We start from the raw sequence: 16841 nt of genomic DNA on the forward strand, positions 1-16841 counted from the left end.
AAAAACAAGCCACATAACACATCAGTATTACATGGCTCACATATTCCATTCCTTGCTAACACAATTGCGACAACATCACATCCGTTCCACTATCATGGCAATACCCTGACCGCCGCCAATACACAGCGTAGCCAAACCTAGCTGTACATCACGTTTACGCAAACCATACAGCAGGCTTACCAGAATACGTGTACCACTGGCACCAATGGGGTGACCAAGTGCAATTGCCCCACCATGAACATTGGTTTTATCCATATCAAAGTTCAACTCACGCCCAACCCCGAGAAACTGCGCAGCAAAAGCCTCATTAGCCTCGATCAGATCAATATCTGCCAGAGACAGACCAGCTTTCTGTAAAGCTTTCTGTGTCGCCGGCACTGGCCCAAGCCCCATCAGCGCAGGATCAACACCGGCACTGGCATAGCTGCGAATACGCGCTAGCGGTTGCAAACCCAGCTCTCTGGCTTTACTTTCCGCCATCACCATCACTGCTGCCGCACCATCATTAATACCAGATGAATTACCCGCCGTCACCGTACCATCGGTGCGGAAAGCTGGTTTTAACTTAGCCAGCCCCTCAGCGGTTGCTTCTGCACGCGGATACTCATCACGAGCAAACACCACTTCACCCTTACGCGACTTAATCGTCACCGGCACAATTTCAGCGTCGAACACACCAGCAGCCACAGCCTGTGCCGCCAGCTGCTGCGAACGTAAAGCCAGCTCGTCCTGCTCCTGCCGGCTAATCTGATATTTTTGTGCGATATTTTCAGCAGTAATACCCATATGATAATGATTGGTCGCACAAGTCAGACCATCATGAACCATCGTATCAATTACCTGCTGATTGCCCATACGAAAGCCCCAGCGTGCTCCACTGTCCAGCAGATACGGTGCACGGCTCATATTTTCCATACCACCCGCAATAACCACTTCTGCATCTTTAGCTGCAATAGCCTGTGCCGCCAAAGCCACCGTTTTCAGGCCAGAACCGCATACTTTATTTACCGTATAAGCCGGTACCGTATCATTCAGCCCAGCTGCCAGTGCTGCCTGCCGTGCCGGATTTTGTCCCAGTCCTGCCTGCAACACGTTACCCATCACAACTTCATCAACCAGCCCCGCATCGACACCGGCACGACTAATCGATTCTGCAATCACTAATCTGCCTAAATCCACCGTACCCACACTGGCCAGCGAACCATTGAAACTGCCTACTGGTGTACGCGCTGCACTAACAATTACCGCATGTTCCATATCTACTCCTTAACCTGACAACTGCCCGTTTTACAAACCTCGCTGGCTGATTGTCATTTCGCAGAAATTTTCTGCAACCATAAATTCAGCCTGTGTTTTGGCCTTAATCGTTTCCAAATCAACGCCCGGCGCATGCTCCTGCAACACCAGCTGCCCATCGTCAAAAGCAAACACCGCCAGCTCAGTAACAATCAGATTTACCTTGTTTTTAGCTGTCAGCGGCAGACTACATTTTTTCAGAATCTTCGATTCACCGTTCTTCGTGCAGTGTTCCATACCGATAATCACACGACGAGCTCCGGTAACCAAATCCATCGCTCCTCCCATGCCCGGCACCATTTTGCCAGGTACCATCCAATTGGCTAGACTGGCTTCCTGATCCACTTCCAGACCACCCAGCACACAGGCATCCACATGGCCGCCGCGAATCAGCGCAAATGAAAACGCACTGTCAAAAGTACAGCCACCAGCTGCAATACCACACGGCTGCCCCCCAGCATTCACCATATTCGGATTGGCTTCATCTGGATTAAATGCTGCCAGACCCAGAAAACCATTTTCAGACTGTAAGGTAATATGAACATCTTCCGGCACATAATTGGCCACCTGTGTCGGCAGACCAATCCCCAGATTCACCACATCACCGTCATTAAATTCCAGCGCAATTCTGCGTGCAATCAGCTCTTTTGCATTCATGGCAATAATCCCCTATGCTGGATAAACAATATAATCAATCAGTGCTGCTGGCGTAATCGCTGCATCTGGTGTAATTGCGCCTACTTCAACCACGTTATTCGCTTCCACAATTACCGTTTTCGCTGCCAGAGCAACCAGCGGATTGAAATTCTGCGCCGCCAGCTCATACACCAAATTACCCAGCTTATCGGCCGTTTTGGCTTCCACAATAGCCAAGTCAGCCTCCAGAGGCAGTTCCAGCAGAAACTCGCGCCCATTCACCTCAATTTTCTGCTTACCTTCCTCAACCACCGTTCCCAGCCCTGTTGGCGTCAGCACTCCGCCCAGACCAGCACCGGCTGCGCGAATACGCTCAGCCAAAGTACCCTGCGGCACCAGCTCCACCTCAATCTCGCCGGCAATCATTTTTTTACCAGTTTCCGGATTGGTACCAATGTGGGAAGTAATTACTTTTTTCACCCGATTATGCGTAATCAACGGCCCTACACCGGTTTCCACAAATGCCGTGTCATTGCCAATAATCGTTAAATCTTTCACCCCTGCATCCAGAATGGCCTGTACTAATCTGGCAGGCGTACCTATACCCATAAAACCGCCAAACATAATTGTCATGCCATCCCACAGATGATTTTTCACATCTGCCAAACTGAGCTGTTTCGTTTTCATATTTTTCTAACCTGAGACAAACCAAAATCCAGACAAAAAGCAACTACCCTTCCAGCCTACATGCACATCAGGACATATCGTCTTGTCGGCCGGCAGTGCCCACAGCTACCGCCAGCCATTTAGCAATTACTCAATATCCATATCTAGAATTGCGGCGCTTAGCCCTTTGCCATGCATATCATGAGCCAGAGAACGGGTCACCCCGCCACCCAGCGCGCCATACATCACAAAATTCAGCGCACCAATATTTGGCAGCTCATAGCGCACCACCTCACCAGTCACAACGTCAGCAAAAAACGCTTTCACCTTTTCCGGTGTAACAGCCGCTTTCAGACGCTCAAAGTCTTCAGGTTGATAAGCAATTACCGAAATATTAGAAGTATTGCCCTTATCACCAGTACGAGAGTGTGCAATTTCACGTAGCTTCATTATCAAACCTCCAGATAGTCAATGCTGGTTGTCACCAGATTACGCGGAATATAAGTAGAATCCATCGCCACAATTTCTTTGACAGACTTCATTGCACCACCACCGCCAGCAGGACCATTGGTATACAAAGCTTCCACTTCATTACCCACCACCGCAGCAGCAGCTTTCGTTTCAAAACGGCCGGCCACACGTACACGCACCTCGTAAGGCTGACTATTCCGAGACAACGTCGCCCCATGCAACGAATCCACTCCGATTAAATCGAAACGAACCTCTTGTGGCTGCACACCAGTAATCGCAAAACGTTCTTTCACAATGTCCAAAGCCAAACGACCACGCTCAACCGCACCAGGGCCGGCATAGCTCATTTCACCTTCACCAATAAAGCCATCCTCATAACCCACAGACACCTTCAACGTTTCTGGACGCGCACGGCCGGTGCCGCCTGATACCGCCACACGATCCTTACCCACCTGAGTAAACGTTACCTGACTGAAATCAGCAGTCACATCCGGCGTTTTATACTCATCCGGCCGGTGAATTTCATACAGCATCTGTTCTTTACAAGTATCAGGCGTCACCATACCGCCAGAACCTTCAACTTTAGTAATCACCGCATCACCATCCGCACTGATTTCAGCAATTGGAAAGCCTAAACGTGCCAGATCAGGTACATCACGATAGCCTGGGTCAGCAAAATAGCCACCGGTAATTTGGCCGGCACATTCCAACAAATGTCCCAGAATCGTGCCTTTACCCAGATGCGCCCAATCATCCGCTGCCCATTGAAACTCATGCATCATAATAGACAAGAATAAAGACGGGTCAGAAACACGGCCGGCAATCACAATATCCGCCCCGTTAGCCAGCGCCTGCACCATTGGTTCCGCACCAATATAGGCGTTGGCGGATACAATTTTCTTACCACATTGCGAAACCGGTTTTTGCTGTTCATCCAGCAGCAAATCCTGCTGCATGACCTGTTCAAAAACATCATCACCTTCAATAATTGCAATTTTCAGATTTTTAGCACCCAGCGAACGCGCAATTTCAGCAGTTAACTTCGCAGCAGCCCGTGGATTGGCCGAACCCATATTGGTCACAATCCTAATGCCTTTTTCCAGACAGGCTGGCAATACCGCCCGCATGCGTGCACCCAGCAATTCATTAAAACCAGCATCCGGATTGTGTTTTTTCTGGCGCTGACCAATCGCAATCGTCCGCTCAGCCAAACATTCAAACACCAGATATTGAATATTCCCTTTTTCAGCCAGCTCAACTGCCGGCTCAATCCGGTCGCCGGCATATCCGGCACCGCAACCAATTCTGATTTTTTTCATCATCCATACCTCATTACACACAATAATTTACAAACAGCCTTTTACAGCGGGAATACACCCGTCACCACTGCACCAATCGCCATCACAATTGAAGCCAGCCACAAAACCGGAATACTGAATCTCTGATGATCGGCCAGATCCACACCACACAGACTGCATAAGAGAAAAGTAGCAGGCGTCAGCGGACTTACCGGAAAACCTGTAGTCATCTGTCCCAGCAAAGAAGCCTGTGCCACCTCAATCGGCGGGAAACCGCCAATATTCGCCACTACCGGCATAATGCCGAAATAATAAGAATCAGGATCAAATACCAGACTCAGCGGCATCGCAATCAGACTGACAATAAACGGAATATGAGAAGAAAGCGCATCAGGCACAAAATGACCAGCAGAAACCGCCATCGCCTTAAGCATGCCGGATTCACCCATAATGCCCGTGAACACACCTGCCGCAAACAAAATCGAAGCCATCATCAGCGCACCCTTAGCATGCGCATTAATTCGCGCAGATTGCTCAGCCGGTTTACGGTAATTCAGCGTCAGCGCAATACAGCAGGCCACCATAAAAATAACAACCGGCGGAATCTTAGTGGCCACCATACCGGTAATCACCAAAACCACCAGAATAATATTCGGCCAGAATAAATGCGGACGACGCAGTTTGCGTTCTTCCTCAGTCAGCTCTTTAGGCGCAAAATGCGTTACCGCATTTTCATCACCACCAGCACTGGCTGTAGCTCCAGCCAGCCCCAAACGCCGTTCTTCCTTACGACCCCAGTACCATCCCATAAATACCATGAATGCCAAACCGCAAATCTGTGCAGGAATCAAAGGCGTAAACAAATCATGCGTCGATACATCCAAAGCAGCCGCAGCGCGAATCATCGGCCCCGTCCAAGGCAGAAAATTTACACCTGCACTCAATGCCGTAATACCGGCCAGAATTCTTTTATCGATGCCCAACTTGTCATATAAAGGCAGCATCGCCGGCACAGTAATCAGAAAAGTCACCGCACCATTACCATCCAAATGCGCAATCAGCGCCAGCACACCCGTACCGATAATGATTTTCTTCGGACTGGTACCGACAACCTTTAGAATTTTGGCAATAATCGGATCAAACATCCCCGCATCGCTTACCACACCAAAGAAAATAATGGCAAACACAAACATAGCCGCCATCGGTGCCAGTTTCGCAATCCCCGCCACCACCATCTTAGGAATCGTGGTGTAATGTGGCACAATTTCCTGACCACCACCAAACAATGGCACAGCATAAAGCGCAACCACCGCTCCCAGAATCGGAATCGTAATTAAAGCGACAATCGGCGATAGCCGCTTGCTCATAATACAAAACAGCAAAGTTGCAATAGTTAATATGCCTATTAAAGCCAGCATAAAAGTCCCCTTTTTGGGTCGTTATTAATAAAAAAAAGAATCAATATCCAACAATGCAGCATTCTCACCATAACGACCCACCCTGTCTAATCGATTAAAAAGATGGATTAATAAAGAAAATCGATTAATCAAATCCGCTTTAAAAAACATTGATAAAAAAATAATAAACTTTGCAGAAAATATGCTATCGTAGAAAATGATAAAAATAAAAACCGGCAATTAATGATAAATGAATATATCAATTAAACAGATAAAAGCTTTTCTCGCATTGGTTGAAGAAGACAATTTCACTCGGGCCGCACAGAAAATTCATTTATCTCAGCCTGCGTTCAGTAGCCTTATAGCTAATTTAGAACAGGAAATCGGCTACCGCCTGTTTGACAGAGATACCCGCAAAGTTCACCTAAATGAAAACGGTATCCACTTCATCAAACTGGCACGTGAACTCATGTTTGCTTACGAACGGACAACCAAAGAAATACGTTCTCATGCCAATGCCTATCAGGAAAAACTAATACTCGCTGTCATGCCCTCCATCGTCGTGCAATGGGTGTCGCAGCTGCTGGCCACCTTTCATCACCAGCATGCCAACATCAAAGTCGAACTGTTAGACACACAATGGGACTTATGCCTACAAGCTTTATTACAAGGACACGCCGAGCTGGCCTTAACCGCCAAATCCCCGTCTTTAACAGAAATATCATCTGAATTTCTTTTTTCAGATAAATTTCATCTTATTTGTCATATAAACCATCCACTGGCGTGCAAAGACAATATCCAACTCAAAGATCTACTGGAATACGACATGATAGGCTTCACCAAAGGCACCAGCATACGCCACTATGTCGATAAAATCGTTGATTTATTTGGAATTAATTATGTAGTTGAAGTCAGTCAACTCACCACCATGATGGGGCTGGTTGCAGCAAACTATGGCATTGGACTTGTGCCCAGACTGACCTTATTTCAGTTTGAGCACAATAATCTGGTCGTCAAAGACGTACAAGACATGAATCTGGAACGATCCATATATCTGATAAAACACAAAGAACGAAAACTCTCAGCACAGGCGGAGAATTTTTACCACCATATCAAAGCCAATATCTTCAGCGATTAACTACCCGTATTAGCAAATAATTATTTTATTTTCCAGCAGTAGCCGGACGGGCACGACGCTGGCCAGATGCAGAAGAGAATTCAGCAGGCTGAGCACTACTACCGCTCACACTAATTTCATACCGCAACTTTTCATAAGTAGCTTTACCTATACCTTTCACCTTCATAATATCTGCTGTAGAAACAAAAGGACCATGTTCATTCCGATATTCCACAATTGCCTGCGCTTTTACCGCTCCAATATGCGGTAAGGATTGTAGCTGCTGCGCTGTAGCAGAATTAATATTTACCGCCGCCCGCGCCGAAACCATAGCCAACAATAATGTCAGCAGCACAATCATCTTCCGCATTTGTTTCTCCCCTGAATATCCACTTGAAGAATTGAGCACATCCTTACATTCAGAATGTGCCAAAAGCATAAAACACAAATAACATTTATGCAAATATTATTTTTATACCCATTCAGTAATTCATATAGCACAAATACCCAAACAACCCACCACAAACCAAACATAAAAAATATACTTTCCTTGAAAGGTTTGCACAGATTCAGGATAATTCATACCGGATAAACCCTGTCCCATACAACAAGGTTTAGAACCTTACTAAAACAAAGCTGATTCAGGCAGCTGTCACCCTTCATCAAAAGGCAACTTCATGGCATCACATCTGGCTAACGCAATTCGCTTTCTAGCAATGGACGCAATTCAACAGGCTAACTCCGGCCACCCTGGTGCACCAATGGGCATGGCCGAAATGGCAACTGTACTGTGGCGCGAATTCCTGCAACACAACCCGGCAAATCCTAAATTCTACAACCGTGACCGCTTCATTTTATCCAATGGCCACGCCTCCATGTTGCTGTACAGCCTGCTGCATCTGAGCGGCTACAACCTCAGCATAGAAGACCTGAAAAACTTTCGTCAGCTGCATAGCAAAACACCCGGCCACCCCGAGTATGGCTACACTGATGGCGTCGAAACCACCACTGGTCCTCTGGGACAGGGCATCGGTAATGCAGTTGGTATGGCATTAGCCGAAAAAATTCTGGCAGCCCGATTCAACAAACCCGGCTTCAACATCATGGATCATTACACCTACGTTTTCGTCGGTGATGGCTGCTTAATGGAAGGTATCTCTCACGAAGTATGTTCACTGGCCGGCACCCTCAAACTAGGCAAACTAATTGTTTTATATGATGACAATAACATTTCCATTGATGGCAAAGTAGACAACTGGTTTAGCGAAAACATTCCTGAACGCTTTGCTGCTTACAGCTGGCACACCGTGGCCAATGTAGACGGCCATGATGAAGTCGCCATCCGCGCAGCCATCACCGCCGCCAAAGCCGAAACTGATAAACCATCTATCATATGTTGCAAAACCAAAATCGGAAAAGGTGCAGCTAATAAAGAGGGTAGCCATAAAACCCACGGCGCCCCACTAGGTGCCGAAGAAATTGCCGCTACACGGACAGCCCTTAACTGGACACATGCGCCCTTTACCATTCCACAGGAAATCTACGACGATTGGAATGCAGCAGCAGCCGGCGCAAAACTGGAGCAGGACTGGCAAGATTTATTTAGCCGTTACCAGCAGCAATATCCGGCCGAAGCTACAGAATTCATGCGCCGTATGGATAGCAAACTGCCAGAAAATTACGACGCCCATGTACAAAAAGCCTTGAACGACATATGCAACAAAGCTGAAAAAGTTGCTACTCGCAAAGCCAGTCAGAACAGTATCGAAATTCTGGCAGAGATTCTGCCAGAATTAGTTGGTGGTTCTGCAGATCTTACACCCTCAAACCTGACCGACTGGTCCGGCAGTACCTCTATAACGCCCTCAGATAGCGGCAATTATATTCACTATGGCGTGCGCGAATTTGGTATGGCTGCCATCATGAATGGCCTCAGCCTACACGGCGGCATCAAGCCGTTTGGCGCCACCTTCCTAATGTTCAGCGAATATGCACGTAATGCCCTGCGCATGGCAGCACTGATGCGTATCAATCCGGTATTCGTATTTACTCACGACTCAATTGGCTTAGGAGAGGACGGCCCTACACACCAACCTGTGGAACAAATCGCTACCTTACGCCTCATTCCGAATATGAGTGTATGGCGTCCGTGCGACAGCGCAGAATCATTGGTGGCCTGGGCTGATGCCGTAGCTGCTGAAAACCACCCAAGCTGCTTAATTTTCAGCCGTCAGGGATTACCTTTTATGCCAAGAACCAGCCAGCAGCTAGCAGATATACGCCGTGGCGGATACGTGTTAAAAACCGCAAATGAAAAAACAACACAGGCCGTACTGATTGCCACTGGTTCCGAAGTTGAACTAGCCATTAATGCGCAAAGCAAACTAGCCGAAATGGGCATAGGCACTACCGTTGTCTCTATGCCCAATACCAATATCTTCGACAGGCAAGATAAAGCATATCGCGACAGTGTCTTACCAGCCGGCATACCTCGTATTGCCATAGAAGCTGGCGTCAGTGATTCTTGGTACAAATACGTAGGCAACAATGGAGCCATTATCGGCATCAACCGCTTTGGTGAATCTGCGCCTGCAGAGCAACTCTTCAAAGAATTTGGCTTTACCGTTGAGCAAGTAGTTGATGTGGTTAAACGCCTAATTTAAATCAACTCGTAAAAAAGCCAGCAGTAATTGCTGGCTTTTTTATATCAGATCAATTCCCATCAATCTTTTACATTAACATGGCGCGTTTCTGGCATCATCAACATCGCTATGATAGAAAATACACTGGTAACCACCACATAATAAGCAGGGGAGACTGCACCAAAATGCTCTATTAACCAGGTTAACACAAACTGCGCCGTACCTCCGAACAATGTCACGCCAATCGCATAAATTAACGATACACCCGTTGCGCGCAACGCAATCGGCATCATTTCTGGAATTGCCACCAAACTACTGGCACCACTCATTCCTGTTAACAACGTAACTGTCATCGTCACCAGCAACAACATTGCCACACTTTCAGTTTTTACCAACATATAAAACATTGGCACAATCAGCAACATCAAAGCCACACGTGGCCAGAGCATAATACTTTTGCGCCCATATTTATCAGCCAGAAAACCGGCTAGCAGAGAAAACAGAAACATCATTACCCCGCCCAAAACAGTACTAATTTGAGCAACTGCCGGATTCAACTCAAGCGTATTAATAGCAAAAGTAGTCATATAATTGCCAACCTGAGCCGTAATAGCAGTCGACATCAAAGCTAAAATACCCAGAATAACCTCTTTTCGATAACGCGTGAATATTATCTTTATTATCTGAGAATCACTATGATAGGCTGGTTTTTCCAAAGTTTCCGGTAAAGCACGGCGAATATAAACGGCAATCGGAATTAATGCCAGACTCACCAGAAATGGTATACGCCATCCCCAACTAGCCAACTGCTCGGAACTCAGTGTAGCAGAAACAACATAACCCACCACTCCGCCTACAGCCACTGCAATACCCTGACTAGCCATTTGCCAGCTGGCATAAAAAGCGCGTTGATTAGGAGGCGCTGATTCGATAAGCATAGACGAAGCCGGACCAACCTCTCCACCTAGCGCCAAACCTTGTACTAGACGAGCCAACAGCACAATAATTGGTGCAGCAATACCGATACTTTCATAACTAGGCGTAGCAGCCAGTCCCAGCGTACCAATCGTTATTAACGTTACCGTTAAAATCATGGCCGCTCTTCGCCCTTTTTTATCTGCATAAGTACCAATTAACAGTCCACCAAGAGGACGAGTAAAAAAACCTACACCATAAACAGCCACAGCAGTCAGCAAGCTGATAAATTTATCATCATTTGGAAAAAAAGACTTTGCAATATAAACAGAGAAAAACGAATAAATAATAAAATCGTAAAATTCTAGTGCATTACCCGCTACTGCCGCAGCTATCGCTTTCGCCGGTGGCTTCTTGTGTTCAACAGCCTCTTGGCCTGTATTCATATCAAAACTCCCTGATAAAATAAAAAATCAAAACAGAATTATTTTAAAAATCGTTCTGCCAGCGCCACCCAGTAAGTGGCACCAATAGCAATATTCTTGTCATTGAAATCATAATAAGGATTATGCAGATCAAAACCAGAAGCAGCATCCTTTTCCTTCAGACCATTACCAATAAATAAATAACTTCCCGGACACTTTTCCAGCATAAACGCAAAATCTTCACTACCTGCCATAGGTTGCGTCTGGTCAACAATATCTTCTTCCGCAACCACAGCACGGGCAACATCACGGGCAAATTGTGTTTCTTTACTCGTGTTAAATACAGGCGCATAACCATGTTGATAATCCACAGAAGCCACTACATTAAAACTTTGTGCCTGAGCCTGAGCTATAGCCTCAATACGCTCCTGCAACATCTTACGTACTTCCGGCTTAAAACAACGCACAGTCAGCTTTAATTCAGCTTGTTCCGGTATTACATTATTGGCCACCCCTGCATGGAACATACCCACAGTCACAACCGCCGAATCAAGCGGATTTACATTACGAGACACAATCGTCTGCAAAGCCATCACAATAGAAGAAGCAGCCACAATAGGGTCGTGCGTATTATGCGGTTTCGCCCCGTGACCACCTACCCCTTTAACCGTAATCGTAGCCACATCAGAAGAAGCCATCATCCAGCCATCATAAAAATGCAATTCACCCTGAGGATAACCAGGCATATTGTGCATACCATATACCGCATCACACGGATATTTTTCAAAAAGGCCGTCAGCAATCATCTGCATTGCGCCGCTACCCGATTTACCATACTCTTCAGCCGGCTGAAAAATCAAATTCAGCGTTCCATTAAACGCCTTTCTACTTGCCAGCACTTTCGCTGCTGCCAACAACATCGTCGTATGCCCATCATGACCACAGGCATGCATCTTCCCTTCATGTTTACTCGAATGCGTCACACCACTTTCTTCCAGAATCGGAAGCGCATCCATATCAGCACGAATACCAACACTCTTTGAACCATCACCAACACGAAGCTGGGCAACTAAACCGGTGCCCCCAATTCCTCGCTCAACTTGATAACCCCATTGCTCCAACATACCAGCAACCAGATCACTGGTGCGATTTTCAGCAAAAGCCAGCTCAGGGTGTTGATGAATATCATGACGCAGCTGAACAAAAGTATCCAATTCAGCCTCTACCATTTCCCTAACTGCTTTCATAAACATACCCTTACACATATTCTTTAAAAGAAAGGATTATAGCTTAACAAACATGATTTTCATTGACAAAAAAGAATAATTAAAAACAGAATTTGATGTTATTGACACTAATTATTAAGAACTTATTATATAAATATATGATTTATTTAAATAGATTACATATTTATAACCAAAAATCAAACTAATAACTTAAATTTATTTCCAACAATATTAAAATTAAGTTGTTAATTGATAGTTTAATATCCAAAAAAATTAAAAGAAAAAATGCACTTTACATCAAAATATAAAGTGCATTTAAACATTAAAAACGTATTATCCAGCTTTTAATATATATCAGAATATTAAATTCTAACAAAAATTCAATATTCTACCTAAATTTCATATCTCTATTAAATATCAATAATAAAATTAGCGCAAACATGGCAACCAAAGGTAAAACCCAAACATAGCGCCAAGTAACAGGAAAATAACTAAGCTTTAACACACCATTCCATTGTGGTGGGACTGAAACTTGCACTAAAGATCCTGAATCATCCGCAACAACAGGTAAAGAGTGATCGTTAATTTTTGCAGTATAACCAAACCACCATAAGCGAGGAAAAATAAGAGTTAACACCTCTTTATGTTCTGGGATTCTAATTAAATCAATATTATTCTGATGTGATAAAACATTAACGCCCGCAATATTAGGAAATACAAAAGGAGAATTTCTGTTCCATCCTATAGTTTTGTCTAACGGTAAAGAAACATAAAGATCATGCCTACTTCCTGCAAATTGAACCACAGTGTATCCACATTGCTTAAACTGAGAACTAAAAGCAGAATATTTAGCTTCATCTACAATAATTGTGCTAATACGCATCAACTCAGCCTGACAAACATGAGATTTGTCAGATAATTGCAAAATATTCTTTAAAGACATCTCAGGCTTGAAAATACCATGCGAAGTTTTATTTGCAGGCAGAATCTTATCTAATCTTTTATTACCAACCGGAGTATAACCATTTATTGATTTAATACCATAAAAACCAAACAGAGCAGAAGCAATATCATTAAATTGTCTAATCTGTTTTAAATTAGTATTATCTGGAAGCGATAAAACATAGCCTTCCAAATTGACATTTTTAGGTAAACTAATTTGCTCTGCTAAATCAGTATGTCTCGAATAATAGCCACCCAAAGTTGGCAATCCATTTAATATAATTAATAGTATTAATAAACTTAACCCTACCATTGAAAATGAGCTTTTTCTCTTTATAAACATAGGGCTCAATAAAAGTAACCAAATTGAAAAAATCTGCAACACAACAAAAATAGGATGGAGATTCCAAGAATTAAAAAAAACAAATATTGACGATAAAAGAATAAAACACAAATATTTCTTATTCAAATTTGCCAAAATACTTTTATTTAAAAAAAATGAATCGCGCTCCAATAAAAATAAAATTAATATAAAACATAAAATCAGCGCGAATGTATCAAATCCGGCATAAAAAGGTAATCCAAGAAAAAAACAGCCCAAGATAATGTATAAAACAAAAGAAATTTTTTTATTTAATTTTATACCTTTCTCATTTATACCTTGAGCAAATTGCAAAATATAGAATACAGCTAAACACTCAAATAAACTTAGAAAAGGTAAAAAGCGAAAAGGCCAGCGAAAAGGTCCAAACTGACTGGGCATTTGTGACAAAACAAAAAACGCAATCATTAAAGTCAAAAATATTTTTAAATTGTCATTTTTTTGCCATAATGATTTCACATTGTAGTAAAAAAAAACTATTGGTACGAATAAAGTTGAAAAACCTAAAGGAATGAGTATTAATTTATAGCTAAAATAAGTCATGTAATCATAAAATGTAGGGAAAAAACCCATAATGATTGTTGCCCAAGACGGTATAAAAGCTTTATTTTGGTTATCAAATCCACTAACTCGGTTAATTAACTCATGAGAAAAAATATATTCAGAATAAATAGGAAAAGCAAAAATAAAAGCCAAAACGGTAGGTAAACTTAAATAAAATGCTTTTTGCAATCCATTAGATTGTTTCAGTTGATAAGCTACACTGACTACAACAAAAACAACGTAACCGATGACACCATGTGGCCAGCCAGCTGCTAACAAAAAAATGACTGAAATAAAATTTAAAACAATATTTGTTTTAGAAAAATGATTTAGAAGTAACAAAAAAGTGGCAATAGAAACCATGGCCCAAGCCTGCCCACTAGCTGCATTCCACCATGCACCTAAATACTGATAAAGAAAAATTGGCTGAATCACAGCTAAACTAGCAAATGCATAAGCATAACAATTTTGCAGTTTGAACGTTTTAGCAATAGACAAAGACGAAAGGCATACTAATACAATATTAATGAAAGCTAATACCCGTCCAGGTAACTGAATATCATCAAACTTGGAAGTAATGAGAGAAACGAGAATATTTTGCGGCAAAAAAATTCCTCTATCTAAATCAATCACTTCATTACCGCCAAAATACATCGAATCAACAATTAAAGGTATTTTACCCTGTGACCATATATGACCCATCTGTCTGAAAAAACCCAGCATTTCAAATTCGGCATCATCAACACAAAAAAAATCGTTCTGAAACAAACAACAAATAGTTATAACAGTAATAGCATATAATGTAGAAAATAACAGAGCCTGTTTAAGGTTAATTTTATTTTGGTTCATCGATTTTTATCCGAATCTTTAAGATTATTACAATCGGTACATATCACTCAATATCGGTACTAGACAGAATTCATACAAATTATCGAATTACCTTACCAGTATCTAACATAAACTTTTAATCAACGTTCGCGAACAATACTTTGAATAGGTGCGTTATACAAAATCATCAAAAATGATACGCCAAGTATATTGAATCCAGTATGAACCTGCTAAACAAATAGTTCGGAATTGAAATGTACTAAAATGGCTTATAACGGTATTCTAGAATTAATAACAGCAAGTAGAAAATATTTCTGCAACTCTTCCACTTTCTAAATTTATAAATATCTAGCCAATAATATGATACCTATAATTAAAGCCAGCAAAGCTAGGCTTTTTTTATCTTGAATTAAAAAAACAATTGGATCTTCATTCATCAAACCACGTTTTGTCATCATCCATAAGTTACCTATCAAATAAATCATGAGGAGCTGCACCAACCACAATAAAGCGGGGACATGATAAAGAACAATTGTTTCAGACGCAGTGATGTATAAACCAAATAGAATAATGGCTCCGATATAGGTGCTTATACCCAAAGGCCAAAGTATATCCAAATCAGATTTAATATAACCCCTACCAGCAATTACTTTTTTTTCATCTGGCATAGCAATCAGCTCAGTACAACGTTTAACTGTAGCTAGACTTAAGAAAATGGAAATTGAAAAAGCTAAAAGCGGATAGCTTAAATCAATATTTGTAACCACACCTCCAGCAAAAATTCGGATGGTATACAAAACAGACAAAATTATAATATCAAGCAATATAATTTGTTTTAATCTCAAACTATATATAGTAGTTATCAATAAATATAATAAAAAAACACTAAAAAACATCCAAGAAATATTGATAGCAATAATAGCAGCAATGATTAATAGTACTTGACTGGCTATTATACCTTGTACGATTGATAACTTTCCCGATGCGAAAGGTCGCTGCATTTTATTACTATGGACACGATCATTTTCTATGTCCCATAAATCGTTAAGGATATAAGTTGCTGATGCACCTAAAGAAAAAGCCACAAATCCGACAAAAGTTGTAAATAATTTATGCAAATCAAAGAACTGAAAAGCAGTTAACAGAGGAACAAAAAGTAAAATATTTTTTAGCCATTGATGTATGCGAATCGCTTTCATCCAAGTAGTGATGCTAAAACCTGTATTTTCCCATTTCTTTAAAACAGGTGTTCCAGATTGTTGAATCTTGAGAGTTAATTGATTTACTTTTTTTCCTACTACAATTGCACCACATGCTTCCTTCCAGATTACTAAATCAGCAACATTATCACCGGCATAAACAAATTCTTGACCAATCTTTTCCTGTATGGCATTGAGTTTATTAATACCTTTTAGATTTTGCCTAGAATTAGTAGCAATAACATCATCGAAACATTGAAGATAGTTAGCTGTTTTTTCTGCAATACCCTCATATGCAGCAGTGGCTAGATAGATTTTTCTTCCATTTTGTTTTTCATGCCAAATGTATTCGAGTAGTTCTTGGCGATAAGGCATTTGTTCAGCACGATAACCTGTCTGCTCATAAACAAATTTTTTTAATTCTACCTTGCTATGAAAACATAACTTGATCAGTTTAAAAATTACATAAGGTTTTATCTTAATCAAGGCTATTAAAGTTTCATGTAACGAATCAGTCAGAATTAAAGTTCCATCTAAATCCACTACAAGTGGATGACTAGATTCTTGCACTATTTTTCCTTAACAAATCAAACAAAAAATAATTTTATATATAACTGTCAATACCATCAACATATAGATTATTTATCTTGATTAAATCAGATATCAAACAATTAAAGAATAAGTTTCCCTGATTTAGAAACAGTTATGAGTAAATATATACCTAATAATTTTATACTAATTATACCCGCTATCACACAGGATTTGACTACAGCAACAGCAAGCAATCTATTTCCTCTTCGGCCGGGAAACCACCGGCCTGCCCCAGGAGTTCGCACAGGCCAGAGCAGATCACTGCCT

The 16841-nt window shown here is 42.1% G+C and carries 13 protein-coding genes; 2 read left to right on the plus strand and 11 right to left on the minus strand.

Annotated features, from left to right (window positions below; all coding sequences use genetic code 11):
- Window positions 1-75: 75 nt before the first annotated feature.
- From J3U75_RS08330 to J3U75_RS08355, 6 genes are all read right to left on the minus strand, one after another.
- Window positions 76-1257: an acetyl-CoA C-acetyltransferase gene (locus J3U75_RS08330; protein ID WP_267391480.1), complete on the minus strand. Its 1182-nt coding sequence runs from the start codon at window positions 1255-1257 to the stop codon at window positions 76-78.
- 30 nt (window positions 1258-1287) lie between these two features.
- A complete protein-coding gene (locus J3U75_RS08335) occupies window positions 1288-1953 on the minus strand; it encodes a 3-oxoacid CoA-transferase subunit B (RefSeq protein WP_267391482.1) in 666 nt (221 codons plus the stop codon).
- Window positions 1954-1965: 12 nt separating this feature from the next.
- Window positions 1966-2619 carry an acetate CoA-transferase subunit alpha gene (gene atoD, locus J3U75_RS08340; RefSeq protein ID WP_267391484.1) on the minus strand — a complete coding sequence of 218 codons (654 nt, stop codon included), beginning with the start codon at window positions 2617-2619 and terminating at the stop codon, window positions 1966-1968.
- A gap of 126 nt (window positions 2620-2745) precedes the next feature.
- Window positions 2746-3048, minus strand: a complete 303-nt coding sequence (locus J3U75_RS08345) for a hypothetical protein (RefSeq protein ID WP_100139627.1) — start codon at window positions 3046-3048, stop codon at window positions 2746-2748.
- A 2-nt stretch (window positions 3049-3050) separates the two neighbouring features.
- Window positions 3051-4388: an acyclic terpene utilization AtuA family protein gene (locus tag J3U75_RS08350; protein WP_267391487.1), complete on the minus strand. Its 1338-nt coding sequence runs from the start codon at window positions 4386-4388 to the stop codon at window positions 3051-3053.
- Between the two features lie 41 nt (window positions 4389-4429).
- Complete coding sequence (locus J3U75_RS08355) at window positions 4430-5785, minus strand: CitMHS family transporter (protein ID WP_267391489.1); 1356 nt, start codon at window positions 5783-5785, stop codon at window positions 4430-4432.
- A gap of 229 nt (window positions 5786-6014) precedes the next feature.
- Here J3U75_RS08355 and J3U75_RS08360 point away from each other — a divergent pair, with 229 nt between their 5' ends.
- A complete protein-coding gene (locus tag J3U75_RS08360) occupies window positions 6015-6902 on the plus strand; it encodes a LysR family transcriptional regulator (RefSeq protein WP_267391490.1) in 888 nt (295 codons plus the stop codon).
- A gap of 25 nt (window positions 6903-6927) precedes the next feature.
- On the opposite strand, the gene J3U75_RS08365 is transcribed toward J3U75_RS08360, so the two are convergent.
- The gene (locus J3U75_RS08365) at window positions 6928-7251 is read right to left on the minus strand and encodes a ComEA family DNA-binding protein (RefSeq protein ID WP_267391491.1); all 324 of its coding nucleotides are present in this window, start codon (window positions 7249-7251) and stop codon (window positions 6928-6930) included.
- 307 nt (window positions 7252-7558) lie between these two features.
- Here J3U75_RS08365 and tkt point away from each other — a divergent pair, with 307 nt between their 5' ends.
- Entirely contained in the window at window positions 7559-9544 is a 1986-nt protein-coding gene (gene tkt / locus J3U75_RS08370; RefSeq protein WP_267391492.1) for a transketolase, read from the plus strand.
- Window positions 9545-9603: 59 nt separating this feature from the next.
- Here the strand turns inward: tkt and J3U75_RS08375 are convergent, their stop codons facing one another.
- The 4 genes from J3U75_RS08375 to J3U75_RS08390 form a co-directional block, all read right to left on the minus strand.
- Window positions 9604-10884 (minus strand): MFS transporter, encoded by a 1281-nt coding sequence (locus tag J3U75_RS08375; protein ID WP_267391493.1) that lies wholly within the window; start codon window positions 10882-10884, stop codon window positions 9604-9606.
- Between the two features lie 38 nt (window positions 10885-10922).
- Window positions 10923-12110, minus strand: coding sequence for a M20 aminoacylase family protein (locus tag J3U75_RS08380; RefSeq protein ID WP_267391494.1), 1188 nt, complete (start codon window positions 12108-12110; stop codon window positions 10923-10925).
- A 367-nt stretch (window positions 12111-12477) separates the two neighbouring features.
- Window positions 12478-14805, minus strand: coding sequence for a hypothetical protein (locus tag J3U75_RS08385; RefSeq protein ID WP_267391495.1), 2328 nt, complete (start codon window positions 14803-14805; stop codon window positions 12478-12480).
- Between the two features lie 317 nt (window positions 14806-15122).
- Window positions 15123-16553 carry a UbiA family prenyltransferase gene (locus J3U75_RS08390; RefSeq protein WP_267391496.1) on the minus strand — a complete coding sequence of 477 codons (1431 nt, stop codon included), beginning with the start codon at window positions 16551-16553 and terminating at the stop codon, window positions 15123-15125.
- Window positions 16554-16841 lie beyond the last annotated feature (288 nt).

It is taken from the genome of Snodgrassella sp. B3088, from assembly GCF_026535815.1.
Taxonomy (GTDB): Bacteria; Pseudomonadota; Gammaproteobacteria; order Burkholderiales; family Neisseriaceae; genus Snodgrassella; species Snodgrassella alvi_E.

Bases quoted from the DNA above. Each gene is read 5' to 3' on its own strand.
- J3U75_RS08330 (WP_267391480.1), bottom strand. From the start codon at position 1,257: ATGGAACATGCGGTAATTGTTAGTGCAGCGCGTACACCAGTAGGCAGT.
- J3U75_RS08335 (WP_267391482.1), bottom strand. From the start codon at position 1,953: ATGAATGCAAAAGAGCTGATTGCACGCAGAATTGCGCTGGAATTTAAT.
- atoD (WP_267391484.1), bottom strand. From the start codon at position 2,619: ATGAAAACGAAACAGCTCAGTTTGGCAGATGTGAAAAATCATCTGTGG.
- J3U75_RS08345 (WP_100139627.1), bottom strand. From the start codon at position 3,048: ATGAAGCTACGTGAAATTGCACACTCTCGTACTGGTGATAAGGGCAAT.
- J3U75_RS08350 (WP_267391487.1), bottom strand. From the start codon at position 4,388: ATGAAAAAAATCAGAATTGGTTGCGGTGCCGGATATGCCGGCGACCGG.
- J3U75_RS08355 (WP_267391489.1), bottom strand. From the start codon at position 5,785: ATGCTGGCTTTAATAGGCATATTAACTATTGCAACTTTGCTGTTTTGT.
- J3U75_RS08360 (WP_267391490.1), top strand. From the start codon at position 6,015: ATGAATATATCAATTAAACAGATAAAAGCTTTTCTCGCATTGGTTGAA.
- J3U75_RS08365 (WP_267391491.1), bottom strand. From the start codon at position 7,251: ATGCGGAAGATGATTGTGCTGCTGACATTATTGTTGGCTATGGTTTCG.
- tkt (WP_267391492.1), top strand. From the start codon at position 7,559: ATGGCATCACATCTGGCTAACGCAATTCGCTTTCTAGCAATGGACGCA.
- J3U75_RS08375 (WP_267391493.1), bottom strand. From the start codon at position 10,884: ATGAATACAGGCCAAGAGGCTGTTGAACACAAGAAGCCACCGGCGAAA.
- J3U75_RS08380 (WP_267391494.1), bottom strand. From the start codon at position 12,110: ATGAAAGCAGTTAGGGAAATGGTAGAGGCTGAATTGGATACTTTTGTT.
- J3U75_RS08385 (WP_267391495.1), bottom strand. From the start codon at position 14,805: ATGAACCAAAATAAAATTAACCTTAAACAGGCTCTGTTATTTTCTACA.